Below are 17,118 nucleotides of genomic sequence, written 5' to 3' on the forward strand. Positions count from 1 at the left end.
GCTTATATATTCTTGGAAAAGGTAATCGCGAACTTGGCGCCGCCGCCGCTGCGCGGCTCGTACCAAACATCGCCACCGTGCTTTTGGGCGATCTGCTTGACGATCGCCAGCCCCGCTCCCGTTCCTTCGACGTCGCGTCCCACTGCCCGTTGGAACAATTTGAATACACGATCCAAGCTCTCCTCCGGAATGCCAGGCCCCCGGTCGCGCACCTCGATCCCCACGATGTGGTCGAACTTCGAAACGTAGGGCGTGATCTCGATCTCCGGCTTCTCTCCAGGGTTCACAAACTTCAAGGCGTTGCCGATCAAGTTGGTCAGAGCTTGCTTCGCGTAGGTGTAGTTGGCCTTGAGCTCAGGCAGATCGCTGGATACAAGTATCTTCGCATCCGTATCTTGGATACGCTTTTCCAGTTCCTTAAGCGCCGCTTCCACCAGATCGCCCCCTGAAACGCGATCCATGGGCGCGTGCATCTTGTTGATCCGAGACAGGCTCAGGACATCGTCGAGCAAGGCGGTCATTCGGTTGGAGGCCCCCTGGATTCGATTCAGAAAATCGATCCCCTTCTCTCCCAGGTTTTCCCGGAAGCGCTCGTTCAGCAGCGCCGAAAAGCTTTGGATCGCTCGCAGGGGCTCGCGCAAATCGTGCGACACCACGTAGAGCAGCGTCTCCAAGTCCTTTTTCTTCTGCAGCACTAGCTGCTCGCCTCGCTTGCTATCCGTCTCGTCCCACAGAACCCCGCTCACCCGCTCAGCGCCGCCGGCCGGACCGCGATAAACGATGGCACGGGTCGAGAGGTAGCGCATCTGCCCGTCCGAGCCTGCGAATTGCCAGGATTCCTGAAAGGCAGAATCCTTAGATTCCTGCCCCATGCCCGCTTGCCTGAGAAAATCCTCCACCGTCGACTCGATGATCTTGAGAAACTCCTTTCGCGACTGCTCCAAGTCGCCCTTGAAGCACAAGAAGCGCTCGACCCGCGAGTCGCACTCGAAATGGCCTCCCTTGGGATCGAAGGACCAAACTCCGAAATCCGCAGCCTCCAAAGCGAGCTGGAGCCGCCGCTGGCTATCCATGAACTGGATTTCCGCGCGCTTGAGATCCGTGATATCGATCAAGGCGATGACCGCACCAGTGACCTCCTCCTTGCCTGTAGTGAAAGGAAGGATACGCACCAGCAGAAGCCGTCCGTCTTCCATGCGGGCTTCCCGCTCGAGCCCCTTGCCGCCTTCGATCACCGTCTTCGTGTCTTCGACCAAAGAATCGTAGCCCACCAGATTATGCGAAACGTGATCGATCGGCCGCCCGAGATCCGAAGGCAAAAGGTTCAAGATCGAGTGGGCCGCTGGAGTGAATTTCCGGATACGCAGATTCTTGTCCACGAAAACCGTCCCGATCTCCGTGCTGCTGAGCAGGTTGTTGATATCCTCGTTCAGGGAGATGAGGTCCCTGTTCTTGCTCTCGTATTCCGCGTTGACCGAGAAAAGCTCCTCGTTGACCGAGTGCAGTTCCTCGTTGGTCGTCTGCAGCTCCTCGTTGGATGTCAGCAGCTCCTCGTTGGCGAGCTGAAGCTCATGGTTGCTCGTTTCCAGCTGCTGCACGGTCTCGTGAAGCCGCAGCTTCATCAGCTGCAGCTCACTGCGCAAAGCCGTCTCCGTGTCTTCCCCTGCCTCCACCTCTTTGGATTCCTCCGGGAGACTTTCGATGAAGGTGGCGTTGTCCAAGACGGCTCGCTCGTCGCCAAACACCACCAGTACGCAGTTATCGAACTGGCGCAGGCCCTTGAGCGGTTCCATGGAAATAGGCACCTCTTCCTCAGGCCCGCCACTGGCTACGATCATGCAGCGGCACAGCACTTTGCTTTGCGAACGCAGAGCGCGCGACCTCAGCTGGTGCAGGGTAAGCTTCAGCTCAGGACGGACCCGGTCCTCGTAGTGCAGGCTCACCCGTCCTTCCATGGGCCTCAGGAAACGATCGCAGTCGCCAAAGGTGTGCACGATCTCGCCCAACTCGTCGATCACGATGCTCGGCGGCATGAAGCGCTCCATGATCGCATTTACGGCGCTGAGTTGTGGTTGGTCGAGGGGAGTCGCTGTCGCCTCGAAAGTTCCGGCGGTGAAAGCGATGGGACTGCTGGGAGAAAGCAGGGTGGGCGAGACGTAGGTATCGCTCTTCTTGAGGAAGATGCGGGCTTGGTTGTCGTAGGTCTCGAGCTGCCCTTGATAGCTGTTCGGCGTCTCCGCGGAGCCTAAGCAAAGATAACCTTTGAGCTTCAAGGAAAACAGGATCATCCCAATCGCCTTCTTCTGGGCCGACGGCTTCAGATAGCTCAGCAAGTTGCGGCAGCAAACGAAATCCAAGCGGCTGAAGGGCGGATCGCGCAAAATGTCGTGCCGGGCGAACACCACTTTTCTCCTCAAATCGGCGTTCACCACGAAACCGCTACCCGCCCGCTTGAAGTAACGCTCCAGGCGCTGGGGCGACAGACCTTGCAAGGCCTCTGCCGAATAGTAGGCCTGCACCCCCTTGCGCAGGGCCTCCTGGTGCACGTCGGTCGCGAATATCTTGAACTTCGGCTTCTCGATCCCGTGCTCCTCCGCGCACTCCTCAAGAAGGATCGCCAACGAAAACGCCTCTTCGCCGGAAGCGACCCCCGCGACCCAAACCCGAATCTCGGACCTGTCCGTATGGCTGGCGAAAAGCTCGGGAATCACCTTCTCACGCAAGGTCGCAACGACGTCCTCGTCCCTGAAGAAGCGAGCGTTTCCGACGATGAAATCATTGTACAAAGCTTTCGGCTCCTCCAGGTCAGAACAGGCAAAATCGACGTACTCGGACAAGCTCTTCAAGCTTCGCCTCCGCATCCGATTGGAAACCCGCCGCATCAACACTTCCCCTTTGTAGAAGCTGAAATCGACGCTTACCTCCGCGGACAACAGGTCGAACAAGCGCCGGAGCTGGACCTGCTCTTCCTTTTCCTTCTCGCTGGCCGGAAGCTCCGGCATCCCGAAATGCTCCTTCAGGGCTTCCTGCATGGATTCGATAGAGAGGATCCGGTCCACCACTTCCGAATCCAATTCGCCAAATTCCTCCTGCTCCTCCTCCAAGACCAGCCCTCCGCAGCGACGAAACTGGATGAGGCTACTCGACTCGAGCAAAGGCGTATCAGCGATCGAGACCAAGGCCGCCCGATCCCCCTTTTGAGCCAAGGCGCTCAGCATCAGGCTGAAGGTGCTGCGGTTGCGCAAGTTGGCGCGATTCGCCTCCACCGTTAGCTGGTCCCCCACCAGCGAGACATGCGAAAAGCTCGGGCACAGGTAGATCGCGTTGGGCTCCAGCTTCAAGGTGGAGTCCAGCGCGTACACCGGCAGCAAGCTCACGTTCTTCAGCAACTCATAGATGCGAATCGACTGGCGCAAGGGCAGGTCCGCGCAGACGAAGAAGCACATGCCCGCCTTCGGGTCAGCTTGGGCAAAAAACCGCTCCAACGAATCTGTGTTTTGGTAGCTGCACGACACGACCACGTAGCCCGATATCTGGGACGTTGCGGTTACAGCGGACAAGGGGACTTCGATTTCCGTGGACATACAAGAGTGCGGGGGCTTATCGCAGTGGGATCCCCGCAGCTAAGACGGAGAGAAAAACCCGCTGAACGTTTATTAAGCTGAAAGGCATCATTTTACAAAAACTTGGCGCCGATTCGTGAATATTTTTTTAGAATCCCTAACCGCTCGCGCAGCGGCTTGAAAAGCGGCCGAATCCGTCGTGAGTTAAGCCGCGCTCCTCGAGTAAAAGCGCTCGATCTCGTACCCCAAAAAAATGGACCCCAGAGAAAAAAAGCAGCAGCTCTTCCGAGAAGACCAGCGCCAGATCCAACGCCAATACCAGCTCGCCGTAGAACAAAGGGCCAAACTGGAAGCCTTGAAACGACGCCAACAAGAGTTGAGCGCCTCCGACGAACGCTTGGCCCACAACTTCCAGCTTCCACGCAACGAGCATAGGCACGCCAGCTAAGGGCTGCCTCATTCGGTGCGTCGATTGGACGACTCCTAGCCATTTTCTGGACGAGACGGGAGCGTGAAGGTGATGCAGGTTCCAATCCCCGGAGTCGAATCCAGCTCGATGCTCCCTTTGTGCTTGAGGACGATGCGTCGGCAGATCGCGAGGCCGACCCCCAACCCTTCGCCGTTCAAGTCCGGATTCTCCTGGTAAAAGATGTTGAAGACCGTCGCCTGGTTAACCGGCTCGATTCCCTTTCCGTTGTCCCGCACGGAAACGCGAACGCCGCCCTTTTCCGCTTCCGCCTTGATCACCACCCTCGGAGGGGTCGCGCCCACGAAGCGCAATGCGTTCTCAATGAGCTCGGAGATCAGGTAAACGACGAAGCGACGCTCGCCGTAGGCGACTAGATTGCACGATTCGCAAACCACCTGCGCATCCTTTTCCTTGAGGGCCGAAGCCTTCTCCACCAGCACCTCGTCCACGACGCTCTCCAAGGAAAACTCCTCGAAGTCAGCGGCCCGCGTTTCGATTCGGGTGTAAGCAAGCAAGCCGTTGATCATTTCCTTGAGCTTGAAGGCTCCGGAATGAGCGAAGTCGAGGTACTCCTGCAACTCCTGGTCCCCTCCCTCGAAACGCTTCTTCAAGAGATCGAGGTAGCCGCTCACCGAGCGCAGGGGAGTTTGCATGTCGTGGGAAACCGAATACGCGAATTGCTCCAGGTCGAGCTTCGCATTGCTCAAGGCTTCCGTCCTCGCCTTCAACTCATCCTCCGCTTCCTTGATGGCGGTAATGTCCACCAAGGTCAAAACCGCTCCCGCCGACTTTTCACGACCCGTCATGTACGGATAGATACGCATCAAATGCCACGCTCCTGCCCGGTCGCGAGTTTCTCGGACGATCGGCTTACGGGACTCGATGACTTCCTCCACCAGCTGCGAAACGTTGCCACTGTCGACGAGGTTAAAGGTGATATGCTCGAAGGGCCGGCCTATGTCCATAGGCAAGAGGTTGAAGACCGAAGCGATCGCCGGAGTGAATTTCCGGATACGCAAGTCGCTGTCGATAAATACCGTCCCGATCTCGGTGCTTTGCAGCAGGTTGTCGATATCGGTATTCAGCAGGATCAGCTCGTGGTTCTTCTTCTCGTACTCGGTATTGACGGTGAACAGCTCCTCGTTGACCGACTGCAGTTCCTCGTTGGTCGACTGCAGCTCCTCGTTCGAGGCCAGCATCTCCTCGTTGGTCGCCTGCAACTCCTCGTTGGTGGTCTCCAGCTCCTCGATCGTAGCCTGCAAGTTCTCTCGGGTGAACTGCAGTTCCTTCTCCAGGTCTACGATGCGGCTTAGCGACTCCGCATCCGCGTCGAAATGCAACTTCGGGACCTCGTCCTCCTTTTCCACGCTGGCCCGCCGCTCCAGAAACTGGACCAGCAAAAACTGCTCGTCGCGCAGCGGCTTTACCGTGATGTCCAACAACACTTTCTCCTCGGCGCTCTCGTCGAGCGGCACGTTGTTCAAGGTGAACGCGACCCGCTTGTTCTCCACCCGCTTCAAGGCTGTGCTCACCGCCAAGCGCAGGCTGCCCTCGATCATGTTCAAAACATCCAGCGAGGTGCGTCCCTTCGGCGTGCGGATGTAGTTCGAAGCGTCGCCGAAAATCTGGACAAGCTCGTTCTTCGGCCCCACCAGCAAGCTGGGCGGCATGTGCTCGCTCAAAAGCGAATCGTAAACGTGCAACAGCTCCACGTCTTCCCGCCGCTGGCGAGAAACCCCGAACAAGGAACTGTTCTGGCGGTTGCGCTCGCCCGTGCGCGAGGTCAAGTTCACCTGCTCCGGCAAATTTATCAAAGGAGCGATCCGCACGTCCTTGCGCTTCACATACATGTTCCAAGTGCGGCTGATACTGTCGAACTCGCCCTCCAAATCCCCCAAGGTCTCGCTCGGCCCCAAGAACAAGGTGCCCCCCACGTTCAGCGAGAAGAGGAACATCGAAATAACCTTCTTCTGAGCCAGCGGCTGGAAGTAGATCAAGAGATTGCGGCAGCTCACCAGGTCCATCTTGGTGAAGGGCGGATCCTTCAGCAGGTTTTGCTCGGCGAAGACGATCATCTTGCGCAACTCCGTATTCACTTGGTACGCATCGCCGTGAATCTTGAAATGTCGCTCCAAGCGCGCCTTGGAAAGAAGCTCCAGGCTCTCCGGCGAATACACGCCCACAGCGGCAGAGGACACCGAATCGGCATGCAAGTCGGTGGCGAATATCTTCACGTCCAGCTTGAGGTTCAGCCGCTCCAAAGCCTCGTGGAAAAGGATAGCGATCGAGTAAGCCTCCTCGCCCGTGGCGCAAGCCGGTATCCACACCCGCACCTGTTCTCCATTTTTCTTGGATTTGATGATCGAGGGGATCACCTTATCTTCCAGCAAGGCGAAGGCGTCCAAATCCCGGAAAAACTTAGTCACCCCAATCAACAGGTCCTGGTAGAGCAGATGCACCTCCTGAGGCTTGCGGTCCATGATCGCCACGTATTGCTCCAGCGTATCCACTTTATGGTGCACCATGCGCCGCTCGATGCGCCGATTCACCGTTGTCGGCTTGTAGTAGGAGAAATCGGTTTTGAAAGCCGATCGGAGACGCTGGAAAATAGCAAGGTACTGGTCCATCTGCGTCTTCGGCCCTGCGGAAACAATGCCTTCCGTCTCCGGCAAGGGGCTCCCGATATGCTTGAGCAAGACCTTAGGCATGTCGCTTGGCGAGAGGACGAAATCGACCAGCCCCGTATCCGTGGCGCTGCGGGGCATGCCGTTGAACTTCGCCGACTCTTCGTCCTGCGAAATCACAAGCCCGCCCGCGTCATGCACGTCTACAATGCCGCGCGAGCCGTCCGATCCCGTTCCCGAAAGCACGATGGCAATCCCCTTGGCCCCGATATCCTTGGCCATCGACGTAAAGAAGACATCGATCGGAAGGCTCAGGGAGCCCTTCGCCTCCTTGTCCTTGAGAAACAAGCAGCGATCCGACATCACCATCTCCTTCTTAGGAGGTATCAAGTAAACAGAATCCGACTCGATCTCCACCCTATCCTCTACTAAATGAATTGGCATCTCCGTATGCCGCGACAAGAGCTCATCCATCACGCTCTTGAAGTCAGGAGACAGGTGCTGCACCACGACATAGGAGAGCCCTGTACGAGCAGGCATCTCCGAGAAAAATTGGACGAGAGCTTCCAGCCCTCCGGCCGAGGCTCCGATTCCGACAATGTATTCTGGTTTCATTCGAAAGGAAAAAAGTAAAGGCGGGATACGTATCTAGAATGTAGATACATAAAAACAAGAAAGAGGCCCTAGAAACCTACGTAGTCGATTCGCTAGTACGCAAGACAACAGCTCTTAAATCGTCCTTTTTAAAAGGTTTGCTGAGAAATTCCGCGCCTTTCTCCTCCATCCACGCGGCGTCCACAGCGCCTGCTCCGTATCCGCTCATGACGACGATCCGCAAGCCCTCGCGCAAGTATACAGCTCTATTCGCAAGCTCCAAGCCATCCATCAAGGGCATGTTTATATCGGTCAGCAAAACATCGCAGGGCTGAGACAAGTCCTCCAGGTATTCCAAAGCTTGTACGCCGTTTTCGGCGCAACGAACCTCGCAACCGCAAGCTTCCAGCAGGCGGGCAACGCTGAATCGGATGATCGGTTCGTCGTCGACCACCAGCACAGAGGTCAATTCCTGAGACGCGGAGCGGGCGGGAAGGAAAGTCTCCGCTGGAGCTGCCTCTACCGGGCGCTCCACTTCCTCGGTCTTCTCGACGCGCTGCAAGAGGATGCGAAACTCCGATCCGATGCCTTCCTCGCTGTCGAACTCGATCCACCCCCCGTGCTCGCGCAACAGGTTGCTCACCACCGACAAGCCCAAGCCTCGACCAGCCCGCGTATCCTTGGTGGTGAAAAACGGCTCGAAAATTCGCATTTGGTTCTCTGGAGAAATCCCACAGCCCTCGTCCGCGATCGAAATGCACAGGTAGTTGGCGGCGGAGTTACCCAGATCCCGCTGCACTCGCTCCGGAGCAACCAGCAAGGGGCGAATCCTCACGCAGCCCCCGCTCCGCATCGCGTCGCAGGCGTTCGACACCAAAGCAGCTAGAACCTTGCCGAGGCTTCGCTCGGAGATCCGCACGTTCGCCGGTTCGCAGTCCAGAACCAGCTCGACCGAATTGTCCAAGCCTACCATCGACTCGAGATAGGGTTCCCATGACTGCAAAAACGAAACTACCTCGACCGAGGTCTCCTCGTGGCGGCCATGCTCTTCCTTGCCGTAGAAGGTCATCAGTTGCTTGACCAGGGAAGAGCCCCGCTCGCAGGCCATCTGCAAGTCTTCGATATGGGCCGCCCACACCGGATCGACCGAACTCATGGTCTCCAAGAAATCCGCCTTGGTACGGGTCATGGCCAAAAGGTTGTTGAACTCGTGGGCCACGCCGAAACACACCCGAGCCACCGTCTCCAGCTTTTCGCCTTCCGAAGCGCGGCGCTCCATCTCCTTGCGAGCGGTCACGTCGATCACCGTCACCAAGCGCTCCACCTTCCCTCGCCATTCGGAATCCGCAGCCCTCACTTCCAAGGTCTTGCGCTTGCCCGAGGCAGTTCCGAACAACACCTCGCTCGTACCCTCCTCCGGAATCGGCAACAGGCTGGCCATGCCCAGCAACTCCTCCTCCTTGTATCCAAAAATCTCACACACGGCATGGTTGCAATGCACGATGCGGTTCGACTCGTTCAGCACGAACAGACCAATTTCCTGCGTATCGAGCATAAAATCCAACTCCTCGGTCTTGTGCTCGAGCTCGGTCATCCGGGCGTGGCGTACGATCGCGAAGCGAATCGCCTTCTCCAGCTCCACTCCGTTGTAGCGGCCCTTGACCAAGAAATCCTGAGCCCCATGCTTCAGGCAATCCGCCATCAGCGCATCGTCGTCGTTGCCCGTGAGCAAAACGATCGCGACGTCGGAAAACACCCGACGGGCGGCGACCAAAGTCGCCAAGCCGCAAGTCCGCCCCAAGTCCAAGTCCAGCAACACCGCATCGTAGTTTCCGGAACTCCACTTAGCCTCCCCCTTCTCGAGCGAATCCACGGCGTCGATTTCCACAGGAAACGCGAAAACCTTGCTCAATTCAGATACCAAAAACCGGTCGTCAGAGCTATCGTCTACGAGCAATACATGCACGCGCTTGCCTGAGAGAGCTGGGAAAGACACGCCAACAGCTTACCAACTTTCTCGGATTCGCAATACGATATCGCATAAGATTCACTAAGTAACAGCAGCAGTTGCAATTAGAACTATTTCACTTAACGGTTCCCAATTGTCACTTTAGATCTCCCCCGAGAAACGAGCCGACGCCCCGCTATGGATCAAACGCTAACTCCTCAGGACCCTTGCATTCAGATTCTCATCGTCGACGATAGCGACACCGACGCCGAAATAGTGGATCTCACCCTAGAGGACCCTCGGCTGCGACGCTCCTACCGAAGCCAGCGAACGGCGGATATCCAATCCAGCCTGGAGCTGCTCAAAGAGCAAAGCTTCGACCTTATCTTGCTCGACCTCGGCCTGCCCGACTCCCATGGGGTCGCCTCCGTCGAAAAGATGATCCGGCACGCCAATTGCCCCATCGTGGTGCTCAGCGGACAAAGCGACGAAACCGTCGCCATCCAAGCCGTGCAAAGCGGCGCCCAAGACTACCTCCTCAAGGACGAGCTCAACGCGCGTTCCCTCGAGAAAGCCATCCTGCACTCCATCGAACGGTACGCCCTCAACCAGAAGCTGGAAGCAGCGATGGAAAAGGCCGAGACCGCCAATCAGGCCAAGAACGACTTCCTCGCCGTCATGAGCCACGAATTCCGGACGCCCATGAACGGGATCATCGGAAATCTCAACCTCCTGCGCTCCCTAAGCCTCCCCTCCGAAGCGGAAGAACTGATCGCCAACATGGAAATGTGCGCCGAGAGCGAGATGGCCCTCATCGGCGACCTCCTCGACATCTCCCGCATCGAGGCCGGCAAGCTCCATGTAGAAGCCCAAGCCTTCAACCCCCTCGAGCTCATCCAGTCGGCCGTCAAAATCATGAGCTTCAACGCCAAAGCCAAAGGCCTGGAACTGCTCACCTCCCTCGACCCCAACATTCCGCAGGAATTCGTCTCCGACCACCATCGACTCCGCCAGATCCTCATCAACCTGCTCGGCAACGCCATCAAGTTCACCGACGAAGGCGAGGTCCGGCTCAAAGTCCAACGCACCACCCCCCACGAACTCTTCTTCTCCATCCACGACACCGGCGTCGGCATCGACTCGAGCAAGGTAGCCAGCGTTTTCGAGGCCTTCACCCAAGCGGACTCCTCTTACGAACGCCGCTACAAAGGGACCGGCCTCGGGCTCACCATCTGCAAGCGCCTGGTGGAGATGATGGGCGGAAAAATCGGCGTCGAAAGCAGCCTCGGGGTCGGCTCCGTCTTCAGCTTCACCCTGGTCGACATGTCGCAAGGGCAGGCCCTGCCCGTCCCCCATCCCGATACGGACCCGAGCGAAACCGAAACGCCCGCTCCCCCGCTCTCCATCTTGCTCATCGAGGACGAACCGCTCAGCCGCAACCTGATGGTCTCCATCCTGAAGAACCGAGGCTTCTCTCCCCTCGTCGCCCAGGACGGACTGCAAGGAGTCCAGCTAGCCCTGAACAACGAATGCGACCTCATCCTAGTGGACCTGCGCATGCCGCAGCTCGACGGTTTCGAGACGACCCGACGGATCCTCGCCAACCTGAAAGGCAAGCGCCGAAAGCCCTACATCACCGCCCTCACCGCTTGCGACTCCACGGACGACCGGGCGAGGTGCGCCCTGGCCGGCATGGACGACTTTATCTCCAAACCCATACAAGACCGCGAACTTGATCGCGTCATCGCCGTGGCCAAACGACGCGCCCTCTCCTACACCCCACCTCCCAATGGCCCCAAACCGGGCAACGGCTCGGGCAAAGCAAACTTCAACGCCCAGTTCCGAGCCTGGCCCGCCCAGCGTTAGTCGAACAGGCCACGCACGAACTCCACAAAACGATCGACTTCGAAATGTTTCGCTTGGTAGCCATCCGCCCCTAGGTCGAAGGAGCGCTGGATGTCCTGCGGGTTGTCCGAGTTGGTCAGCATCACCACCACCGGGACCTTGCCGAAAACGTCCTTCTCGCGAATCCGAGCCAAGGTCTCGAAACCGCTTAGCTGCGGCATGTTTACGTCCAGCAGGACCACCGCCGGAAACGGCTCTTCGCCTTGCTCGACTTTCGCAAGGTGCTCGAGCAGCTCAGTACCGGAACTGAAAGTTAGAAACGGGTTCTCCAACTTGGAGTATTGGTAGAAGCGGCGGCCGATATCCAAGTCGGTCTCGTTATCGTCCACCATAATGATAGGACGCCGTGTATCCAAATTTTCGATCTTTGATGTGAGCATAAACTTAGCCTCTTAAGGTGAATTTGAAATGGGTCCAATCACTACCGGATTCCACCCAGATTTTTCCCATGTGGCACTCGACCACACGCTTGCAGATAGAAAGGCCCATGCCCGTCCCGTCCAACTCCGGATGGAAACGCGTAAACACTTGGAAAATACGGGTACGCTTCTCCTCCGGAATCGAAGAGCGCGAATTAAACACCCCGAAAACCGGCCCCGAATCGTCCTGCTCGCAGGTTAGCCGCAGCGTAAATCCGCTTCCCTCCGCATACTTCAAAGCGTTCTCCACAAGGTTTCGGTAAAGCACCCGCACCAGATTTCGATACACCTCCGCCTGGGGCATTTGGTCCACAGCGACCAGCACGTCCAAGGCTTCCATCTTCGGAGCAAATTCTTTCAACACCTCCAAAACCAGCGCTCGCAAGTCCACCGACTCCCGCACGCTCGTCCCATCCCCCAAATGGGAAAACACCCGAAAGTCGGTTATCTGCTGCAAGGCGCTCGACGCCTCCAGCTTCACCGATTTCGCAAGCCCGCCCAAGTCGTCGCCGTTCACTCCCTCCAGCTTGCGCTCCATCAAGCTCGACAGCCCCGCGATACGAGTCAGCGGCTCCCTCAGCTCATGCGACGCGATGTGAGCGAAATGCTTCAAGTCCACGTTAGCCGACGAAAGCTTCTGGTTCGTATCCAAAATCCTTTCCTCCTGCTCTCGGATAGCTCCTCGCATCTCCTCGAAGGAACTGGCCAGCGTGCCGATCTCGTCCCGACGGCCAACCGGCAAATCCACGTCCTCCTTGCCTTCGCCGAGCCGACGCGACGCCAGCGTGATCCTCTCGATCGGCTTGGTGATCAGCAAGGAAACGCTAAACGCCCCGACGAGTGCCAATACCAAAAGGACCAACATGATCAGAAACGTCCTTCGCGCGATGCTGCCCGTAGCCGAGATCACCTCGTCGAACCGCGCCGAAACTCCGTACAAGAAGACGCGGCCGTCCTCCAGCGGCGCCACCTTCCGCAGGTGGAACCAAGAGCCCAAGTCCCCTCCCGCCTCCTTTAGCGCCAAGGTCCTCTCGGCTTCGCTCGAATCCAAAAAGCCCTCGAACCCCGGATACTCGTCCTGGATGCGAATGCGTTTGCCCAAATCGAAGCCAAACATCTTCTCCTCCTCCGGATGCAGCAGGTAGTCCCCTTCCGCATTGCACAGGAAATGCCTGAAGCTTTGGGCGCTCTCGCCGAGAAATTCCTTGGTGAACCCATTGAAGTCGAGATTGATAATCACGATCCCCCAACACGTATCCGTCGCGCCATACACCGGCATCGCCACCCGCAACATCGGCTGGTACGGCACCTCGATGCGATTGTTCTCCCGATTCAAGTTCACGTTCGAATAAAAGATCTGACCGGAAGCCTTCGCTTGCGTCGCCTTAAAATAATCTCGGTGCCCCTTGGTCTGGAGCTCGGATCCCGTCCGCCTCAGAGCGCCTGATTCCGTCCGGTCGACGCGGACCCGCTCCCGCCCCTCGTCCGCGACTCCGATCAGCCGCACCTGCACGTAGTGCGGCTTGGCCAACAGCAGCTGCTCGAAGGTCTGCGCCAAGTCGTCCTCCAAGTCCGCTACGGAGCGTTTCGAACCGTTCGCCAAGCCCCGCACTTCCGGAAGCCCGACCAGCAAGCGGATGTCGTGCGATACTTCCTGGAACGCCGACTTCAGGCGAAAAACGTCTCCGTCCACCCGCTGTTTGAGCACGTCGACCTCCAAGGTTGCGATCGTTTCCCGATAGCCACCGTACATCACCAGCCCCACCGCCACCGACGACGCCAAAGCCAGCACGGAGGTCAGAATGCGGATCTTGGCAGCGACTTTCATGAAAGGGTAACGCAACAGCAACAGCTACAATCGGCGAAAAGCAAGCCCCCTAAGCATAAATCCCCTAGCACCCTGCCAATCCAGCAAGAACGCACTCTCTTAGCCTAGGATACTCACGTAGGTTTGAGCGCATTACGCATCACAGTTTGGGCCTCCTAGGTCGAAGTAAGAACAGTCATGCCATTACTCGCCACTCAGTCTGCAAAATCCAAGAACGCTCTCGTCCACAAAGAGAAGCAAAAGAACGTCAGCTTTTGGGAGTCTCAGCGCCTAGCCAAAGAGAAGGCATACGAAAAGAAGGCCAAGAAGTATAAGCTCAAGCTCGAGAGCCTCGCCGTCTTCACCCAGCAGCTGGCCTCCATGCTCGAAGCCGGCCTGCCGCTCGTCTCCGCCCTCGACGCCCTCCAGGACCAGACCGAAGACCCCGTCTTCCGCATCATCATCCGCGAGGTCAAGGCCGACGTCTCCCAAGGCAACAACTTCTCCGCCTCCTGCGCCAAGTTCCCCAAGGCCTTCAACAACCTCTTCATCTCCATGGTGGAAGCGGGCGAAGCCAGCGGCGGACTCGCGGAAATCCTCGGCAAGGTCGCCGGCTACTTCGAAGCCACCACCAAGCTGAACAAGAAGGTCAAGTCCGCCATGACCTACCCGGTCGCGGTCATCGCCCTCGCCATCATCCTGGTCAACGTCCTGCTCATCTTCGTGGTGCCGACCTTCGCCGAGATGTTCGCCGACTTCGGAGCCGAGCTCCCCGGCCCCACCCAGTTCCTCATCGACCTTTCCGACTTCCTCAAGGCCAACATCCTCTACATCATCGGAGCCGGCTTCGTCGGCTTCCAGGTTTGGAGCCGCTTCACCAAGACGCCCAAAGGACGCCGCTTCCGCGACCAGCTTGTCATCAAGATGCCCGTCTTCGGCAACCTCATCGTGAAGATCACCCTCTCGCGCTTCTGCCGCACCTACGCCACCCTCCTGCGTTCCGGCGTGCCCATCCTGCGCTGCCTCGAGATCGTGGCCGCCTCCTCCGGCAAAACCCAAGTCGAGGACGCCTGCCGCATGATTACCAAGAACATCTCCGAAGGCGGACAAGTCTCCGACACAATCGAAAAGATCGATTTCTTCCCGCCCATGATGAAGCACATGTCGCGAGCCGGCGAGCAAACCGGCAACGTCGACGGCATGATGAACAAGATCGCCGACTTCTACGACACCGAAGCCGACTCCATCATCGCCGCCCTCACCTCCCTCATCGAACCGATGCTCATCGTGTTCCTCGGAGTCGTCGTCGGCGGTATCGTCATGGCCATGTTCATGCCGATCTTCCAACTCTCTTCCATCGTCGGAGGCTAGGCCCACCACAAGCTTCCCCCATGCCCCTCTCGTCCAATGGACGAGAAAAGGCTGGCGAAGCCGATAACTGATCCTTCAATCTGCCGCAACGACACACCCATCGATGCAATCCATTCTCATAGTAGACGATCTCGAGTCCATCCACGAAATGCTCGACGCGGTCATCCAGCCCATCGGCTACAACACCGCGTTCGCCACCGACGGCGAAATAGCCCTGCAAAAGATCCGCGAGGAACATTACGATATCGTGCTCACCGATATCAACATGACCCCCATGGACGGCCTCTCCCTCTTGGCCCAGATCAAGGAAGCCGACCCGGAAGCCATCGTCATCATGATGTCCGGCTACGCCAATATCGAAAACGCCACCCAAGCCCTCAAGCTCGGCGCCTTCGACTACCTCACCAAGCCCTTCAAGGTCGACCAACTCATGAACTCCATCGCTCGCGCCTCGGCCGAGCGAAAGAAACGCCGCCAGTCCGGCAAAGACGCGGCCGCCCAAAACTCCATCCTGCTCTCCGGCGACTCCGAAACCACCAAGGCCTTCCACGAACGCCTCAACCGAGCCGCCAAAGTTCCCACCCCGCTTCTCATCACCGGCGACACCGGCACCCAAAAGGCCAACATCGCCGCCCTCGTGCACGCCCGCAGCGAAAGCGCCGGCGAACCCTTCGTCACCATCGACGCCAAAAAGGCGGAACCCAGCGAACTGCCGGGCATGCTCTTCGACAGCGAAGGCGCCCCCAGCGAAACCATCCGCTCCGCCCAAGGAGGCTTCCTCTTCCTAGCCAACATCGATGCCGTGCCGCACGAGCTGCAAGCTCCCCTCGGCACCCTCATCCGCGACCTCAAAGGCGAAACCCGCGTAGTCTGCTCCAGCAGCCGCGACCTCGAACAGCTCGTCGAAGAAGGGCAGTTCGAAGACGGCCTCTACTTCCGCATCGCCAACAACGTCCTGCCCGTTCCCGCCCTGCGCGACCGCTCCGAGGATATCCCCGCTCTCGCCCTCGCCTACTTCGCCCAAAACCACCTGCCCTTCAACGCCCTGGGCGAACAAGCGGCCGCCCTCATGCAAGGCTACCGGTGGCCGGGCAACTACACCGAATTCCAGGAAGTCCTCTCCGCCGCCGCCCAAGTCGGCGAAGGCCAAACCATCCGCGAAGCCGACCTGCCCGAAAAGCTGCGCGACATCTCCAGCTGGCCCAACCTCGAGGAGTACCTCGCCGAACAAGCCGACCGTTACAAGCAAGCCGTTCTCAAAGCCTGCCAAGGGGACACGGACAAAGCCGCCCAAATCCTCGGCTCCGCCCTCTAGGGCCGAGCCGCTGCCGCGCCGCAATCCCTACAGTTCGATCGCAAGCGCCCGCTGGACCGCTCCCGCCTCGTCGCGGATCGTCACCCGCGCCACGCGGGCGGACCAATCGATCTCCAGCAGGCCAAAATTGTTCTGGGCAAAGACCTCGCCCACCCGGTGGCGATTCACCTCCCCCGAAAAGTCGCTCCACGAATGGGTCAGGCTGCTAGTCGTCATCTCGTAAACCGGAGCCTCTCGCCCCGGCAGCTCCAGCTGCGAAAATTCGGAAATGTGCCGGTCGCCGCTCACGAATAGCACCGCCCCCGTGCCGCTCTCCACCAGCCGCTCGAAAAACCACTGCCGCGATTCGGGAAACTGGGCCCACTTCTCGTAGCGGTGGTCCTCCGGAATCACCTGGGTGCCGGAAGCCACGATGGTCAGGGCCGCCTCGTTGTCCGCCAGCTCCTCCTCGATCCAAGCCCGCTGGGCTTTCCCGAACAAATCGCCCCCCGCCTGCTTCGGGTCGTCCCGATGCGTGCGCACGTCGATCAAGAGCAGCTTCACCCGCTCCGCGCCCGAGCCAAAATCGTAGGCCGCGTACACGCCCTCCCGCTCGCGCCGCGGACTATCCACCGGCTCCTCCAAAAAATCCAGCAATGCCTCCTGGGCCACCGCCTTGCCATGCCACTCCTTGCCTCCGTTGTTCTTGCCGAAGTCGTGGTCGTCCCAAGTCCCGAAAACCCGAGCCGACTCCCGCAAGCGAGCGTAGCCCGGCTGGACCTTCACCTTCGCGTAAGCCGCCGCCAAGACCGCCCCGTCATCGGTGTCCCCGTAGATATTGTCGCCGAGCCAAACCCAAGCGTCCGGCTCGGCAGCGACGATCGCCTCCCAGATGGGAGCGGGCTTGTCCTGGTGCAAGCAGGAGCCAAACGCCACCCGCTCCAAACGCTGACCACCCAAGTCCAAGCCTTGGGTACAAGCCGCCAACACTGCCAAAGCCACCGAGCAAACTATCGAAACCGGAGATCTCATAATTCCCCCTAAGCATAGGCCTTTGCCGCAAGCGTCCATCCCCAATCACCCTTGGCGCGAACTTGGCACCTGCAAACACGAAGCAAATTTCA

10 protein-coding genes are annotated in these 17,118 nt (G+C 58.6%); 4 read left to right on the forward strand and 6 right to left on the reverse strand.

Annotated features, from left to right (window positions below):
* Positions 1-2 precede the first annotated feature (2 nt).
* Positions 3-3,584: a CheR family methyltransferase gene (locus QEH57_RS11160; RefSeq protein ID WP_309006809.1), complete on the reverse strand. Its 3,582-nt coding sequence runs from the start codon at positions 3,582-3,584 to the stop codon at positions 3-5.
* 232 nt (positions 3,585-3,816) lie between these two features.
* On the opposite strand from QEH57_RS11160, the gene QEH57_RS11165 reads away from it, so the two are divergent.
* Positions 3,817-4,011 carry a hypothetical protein gene (locus QEH57_RS11165; protein ID WP_309006810.1) on the forward strand — a complete coding sequence of 65 codons (195 nt, stop codon included), beginning with the start codon at positions 3,817-3,819 and terminating at the stop codon, positions 4,009-4,011.
* A gap of 35 nt (positions 4,012-4,046) precedes the next feature.
* Here QEH57_RS11165 and QEH57_RS11170 read toward each other — a convergent pair whose 3' ends face one another.
* Both QEH57_RS11170 and QEH57_RS11175 read right to left on the reverse strand, forming a co-directional pair.
* Positions 4,047-7,271 (reverse strand): chemotaxis protein CheB, encoded by a 3,225-nt coding sequence (locus QEH57_RS11170; RefSeq protein ID WP_309006811.1) that lies wholly within the window; start codon positions 7,269-7,271, stop codon positions 4,047-4,049.
* A 76-nt stretch (positions 7,272-7,347) separates the two neighbouring features.
* Positions 7,348-9,246 (reverse strand): response regulator, encoded by a 1,899-nt coding sequence (locus QEH57_RS11175; protein ID WP_309006812.1) that lies wholly within the window; start codon positions 9,244-9,246, stop codon positions 7,348-7,350.
* A gap of 150 nt (positions 9,247-9,396) precedes the next feature.
* On the opposite strand from QEH57_RS11175, the gene QEH57_RS11180 reads away from it, so the two are divergent.
* Positions 9,397-11,064 (forward strand): response regulator, encoded by a 1,668-nt coding sequence (locus QEH57_RS11180; protein ID WP_309006813.1) that lies wholly within the window; start codon positions 9,397-9,399, stop codon positions 11,062-11,064.
* On the opposite strand, the gene QEH57_RS11185 is transcribed toward QEH57_RS11180, so the two are convergent.
* The gene (locus tag QEH57_RS11185; RefSeq protein ID WP_309006814.1) at positions 11,061-11,483 is read right to left on the reverse strand and encodes a response regulator; all 423 of its coding nucleotides are present in this window, start codon (positions 11,481-11,483) and stop codon (positions 11,061-11,063) included. The genes QEH57_RS11180 and QEH57_RS11185 overlap by 4 nt on opposite strands.
* A 4-nt stretch (positions 11,484-11,487) precedes the next feature.
* A complete protein-coding gene (locus QEH57_RS11190) occupies positions 11,488-13,350 on the reverse strand; it encodes a sensor histidine kinase (RefSeq protein ID WP_309006815.1) in 1,863 nt (620 codons plus the stop codon).
* A gap of 177 nt (positions 13,351-13,527) precedes the next feature.
* On the opposite strand from QEH57_RS11190, the gene QEH57_RS11195 reads away from it, so the two are divergent.
* Both QEH57_RS11195 and QEH57_RS11200 read left to right on the forward strand, forming a co-directional pair.
* On the forward strand, positions 13,528-14,700 hold the full coding sequence (locus QEH57_RS11195) for a type II secretion system F family protein (RefSeq protein WP_309006816.1): 1,173 nt from the start codon (positions 13,528-13,530) through the stop codon (positions 14,698-14,700).
* 103 nt (positions 14,701-14,803) lie between these two features.
* Complete coding sequence (locus QEH57_RS11200) at positions 14,804-16,015, forward strand: response regulator (protein ID WP_309006817.1); 1,212 nt, start codon at positions 14,804-14,806, stop codon at positions 16,013-16,015.
* Positions 16,016-16,042: 27 nt separating this feature from the next.
* Here the strand turns inward: QEH57_RS11200 and QEH57_RS11205 are convergent, their stop codons facing one another.
* A complete protein-coding gene (locus tag QEH57_RS11205; protein WP_309006818.1) occupies positions 16,043-17,026 on the reverse strand; it encodes an alkaline phosphatase D family protein in 984 nt (327 codons plus the stop codon).
* Positions 17,027-17,118 lie beyond the last annotated feature (92 nt).

Origin of the sequence: Pelagicoccus sp. SDUM812005 (assembly GCF_031127875.1) — a bacterium.
Lineage (GTDB): Bacteria > Verrucomicrobiota > Verrucomicrobiia > Opitutales > Opitutaceae > Pelagicoccus.

Excerpts from the sequence above, each read along its gene's own strand:
- QEH57_RS11190 (WP_309006815.1), bottom strand. The coding sequence starts at position 13,350 with ATGAAAGTCGCTGCCAAGATCCGCATTCTGACCTCCGTGCTGGCTTTG.
- QEH57_RS11180 (WP_309006813.1), top strand. The coding sequence starts at position 9,397 with ATGGATCAAACGCTAACTCCTCAGGACCCTTGCATTCAGATTCTCATC.
- QEH57_RS11195 (WP_309006816.1), top strand. The coding sequence starts at position 13,528 with ATGCCATTACTCGCCACTCAGTCTGCAAAATCCAAGAACGCTCTCGTC.
- QEH57_RS11160 (WP_309006809.1), bottom strand. The coding sequence starts at position 3,584 with ATGTCCACGGAAATCGAAGTCCCCTTGTCCGCTGTAACCGCAACGTCC.
- QEH57_RS11185 (WP_309006814.1), bottom strand. The coding sequence starts at position 11,483 with ATGCTCACATCAAAGATCGAAAATTTGGATACACGGCGTCCTATCATT.
- QEH57_RS11165 (WP_309006810.1), top strand. The coding sequence starts at position 3,817 with ATGGACCCCAGAGAAAAAAAGCAGCAGCTCTTCCGAGAAGACCAGCGC.
- QEH57_RS11200 (WP_309006817.1), top strand. The coding sequence starts at position 14,804 with ATGCAATCCATTCTCATAGTAGACGATCTCGAGTCCATCCACGAAATG.
- QEH57_RS11170 (WP_309006811.1), bottom strand. The coding sequence starts at position 7,271 with ATGAAACCAGAATACATTGTCGGAATCGGAGCCTCGGCCGGAGGGCTG.
- QEH57_RS11205 (WP_309006818.1), bottom strand. The coding sequence starts at position 17,026 with ATGAGATCTCCGGTTTCGATAGTTTGCTCGGTGGCTTTGGCAGTGTTG.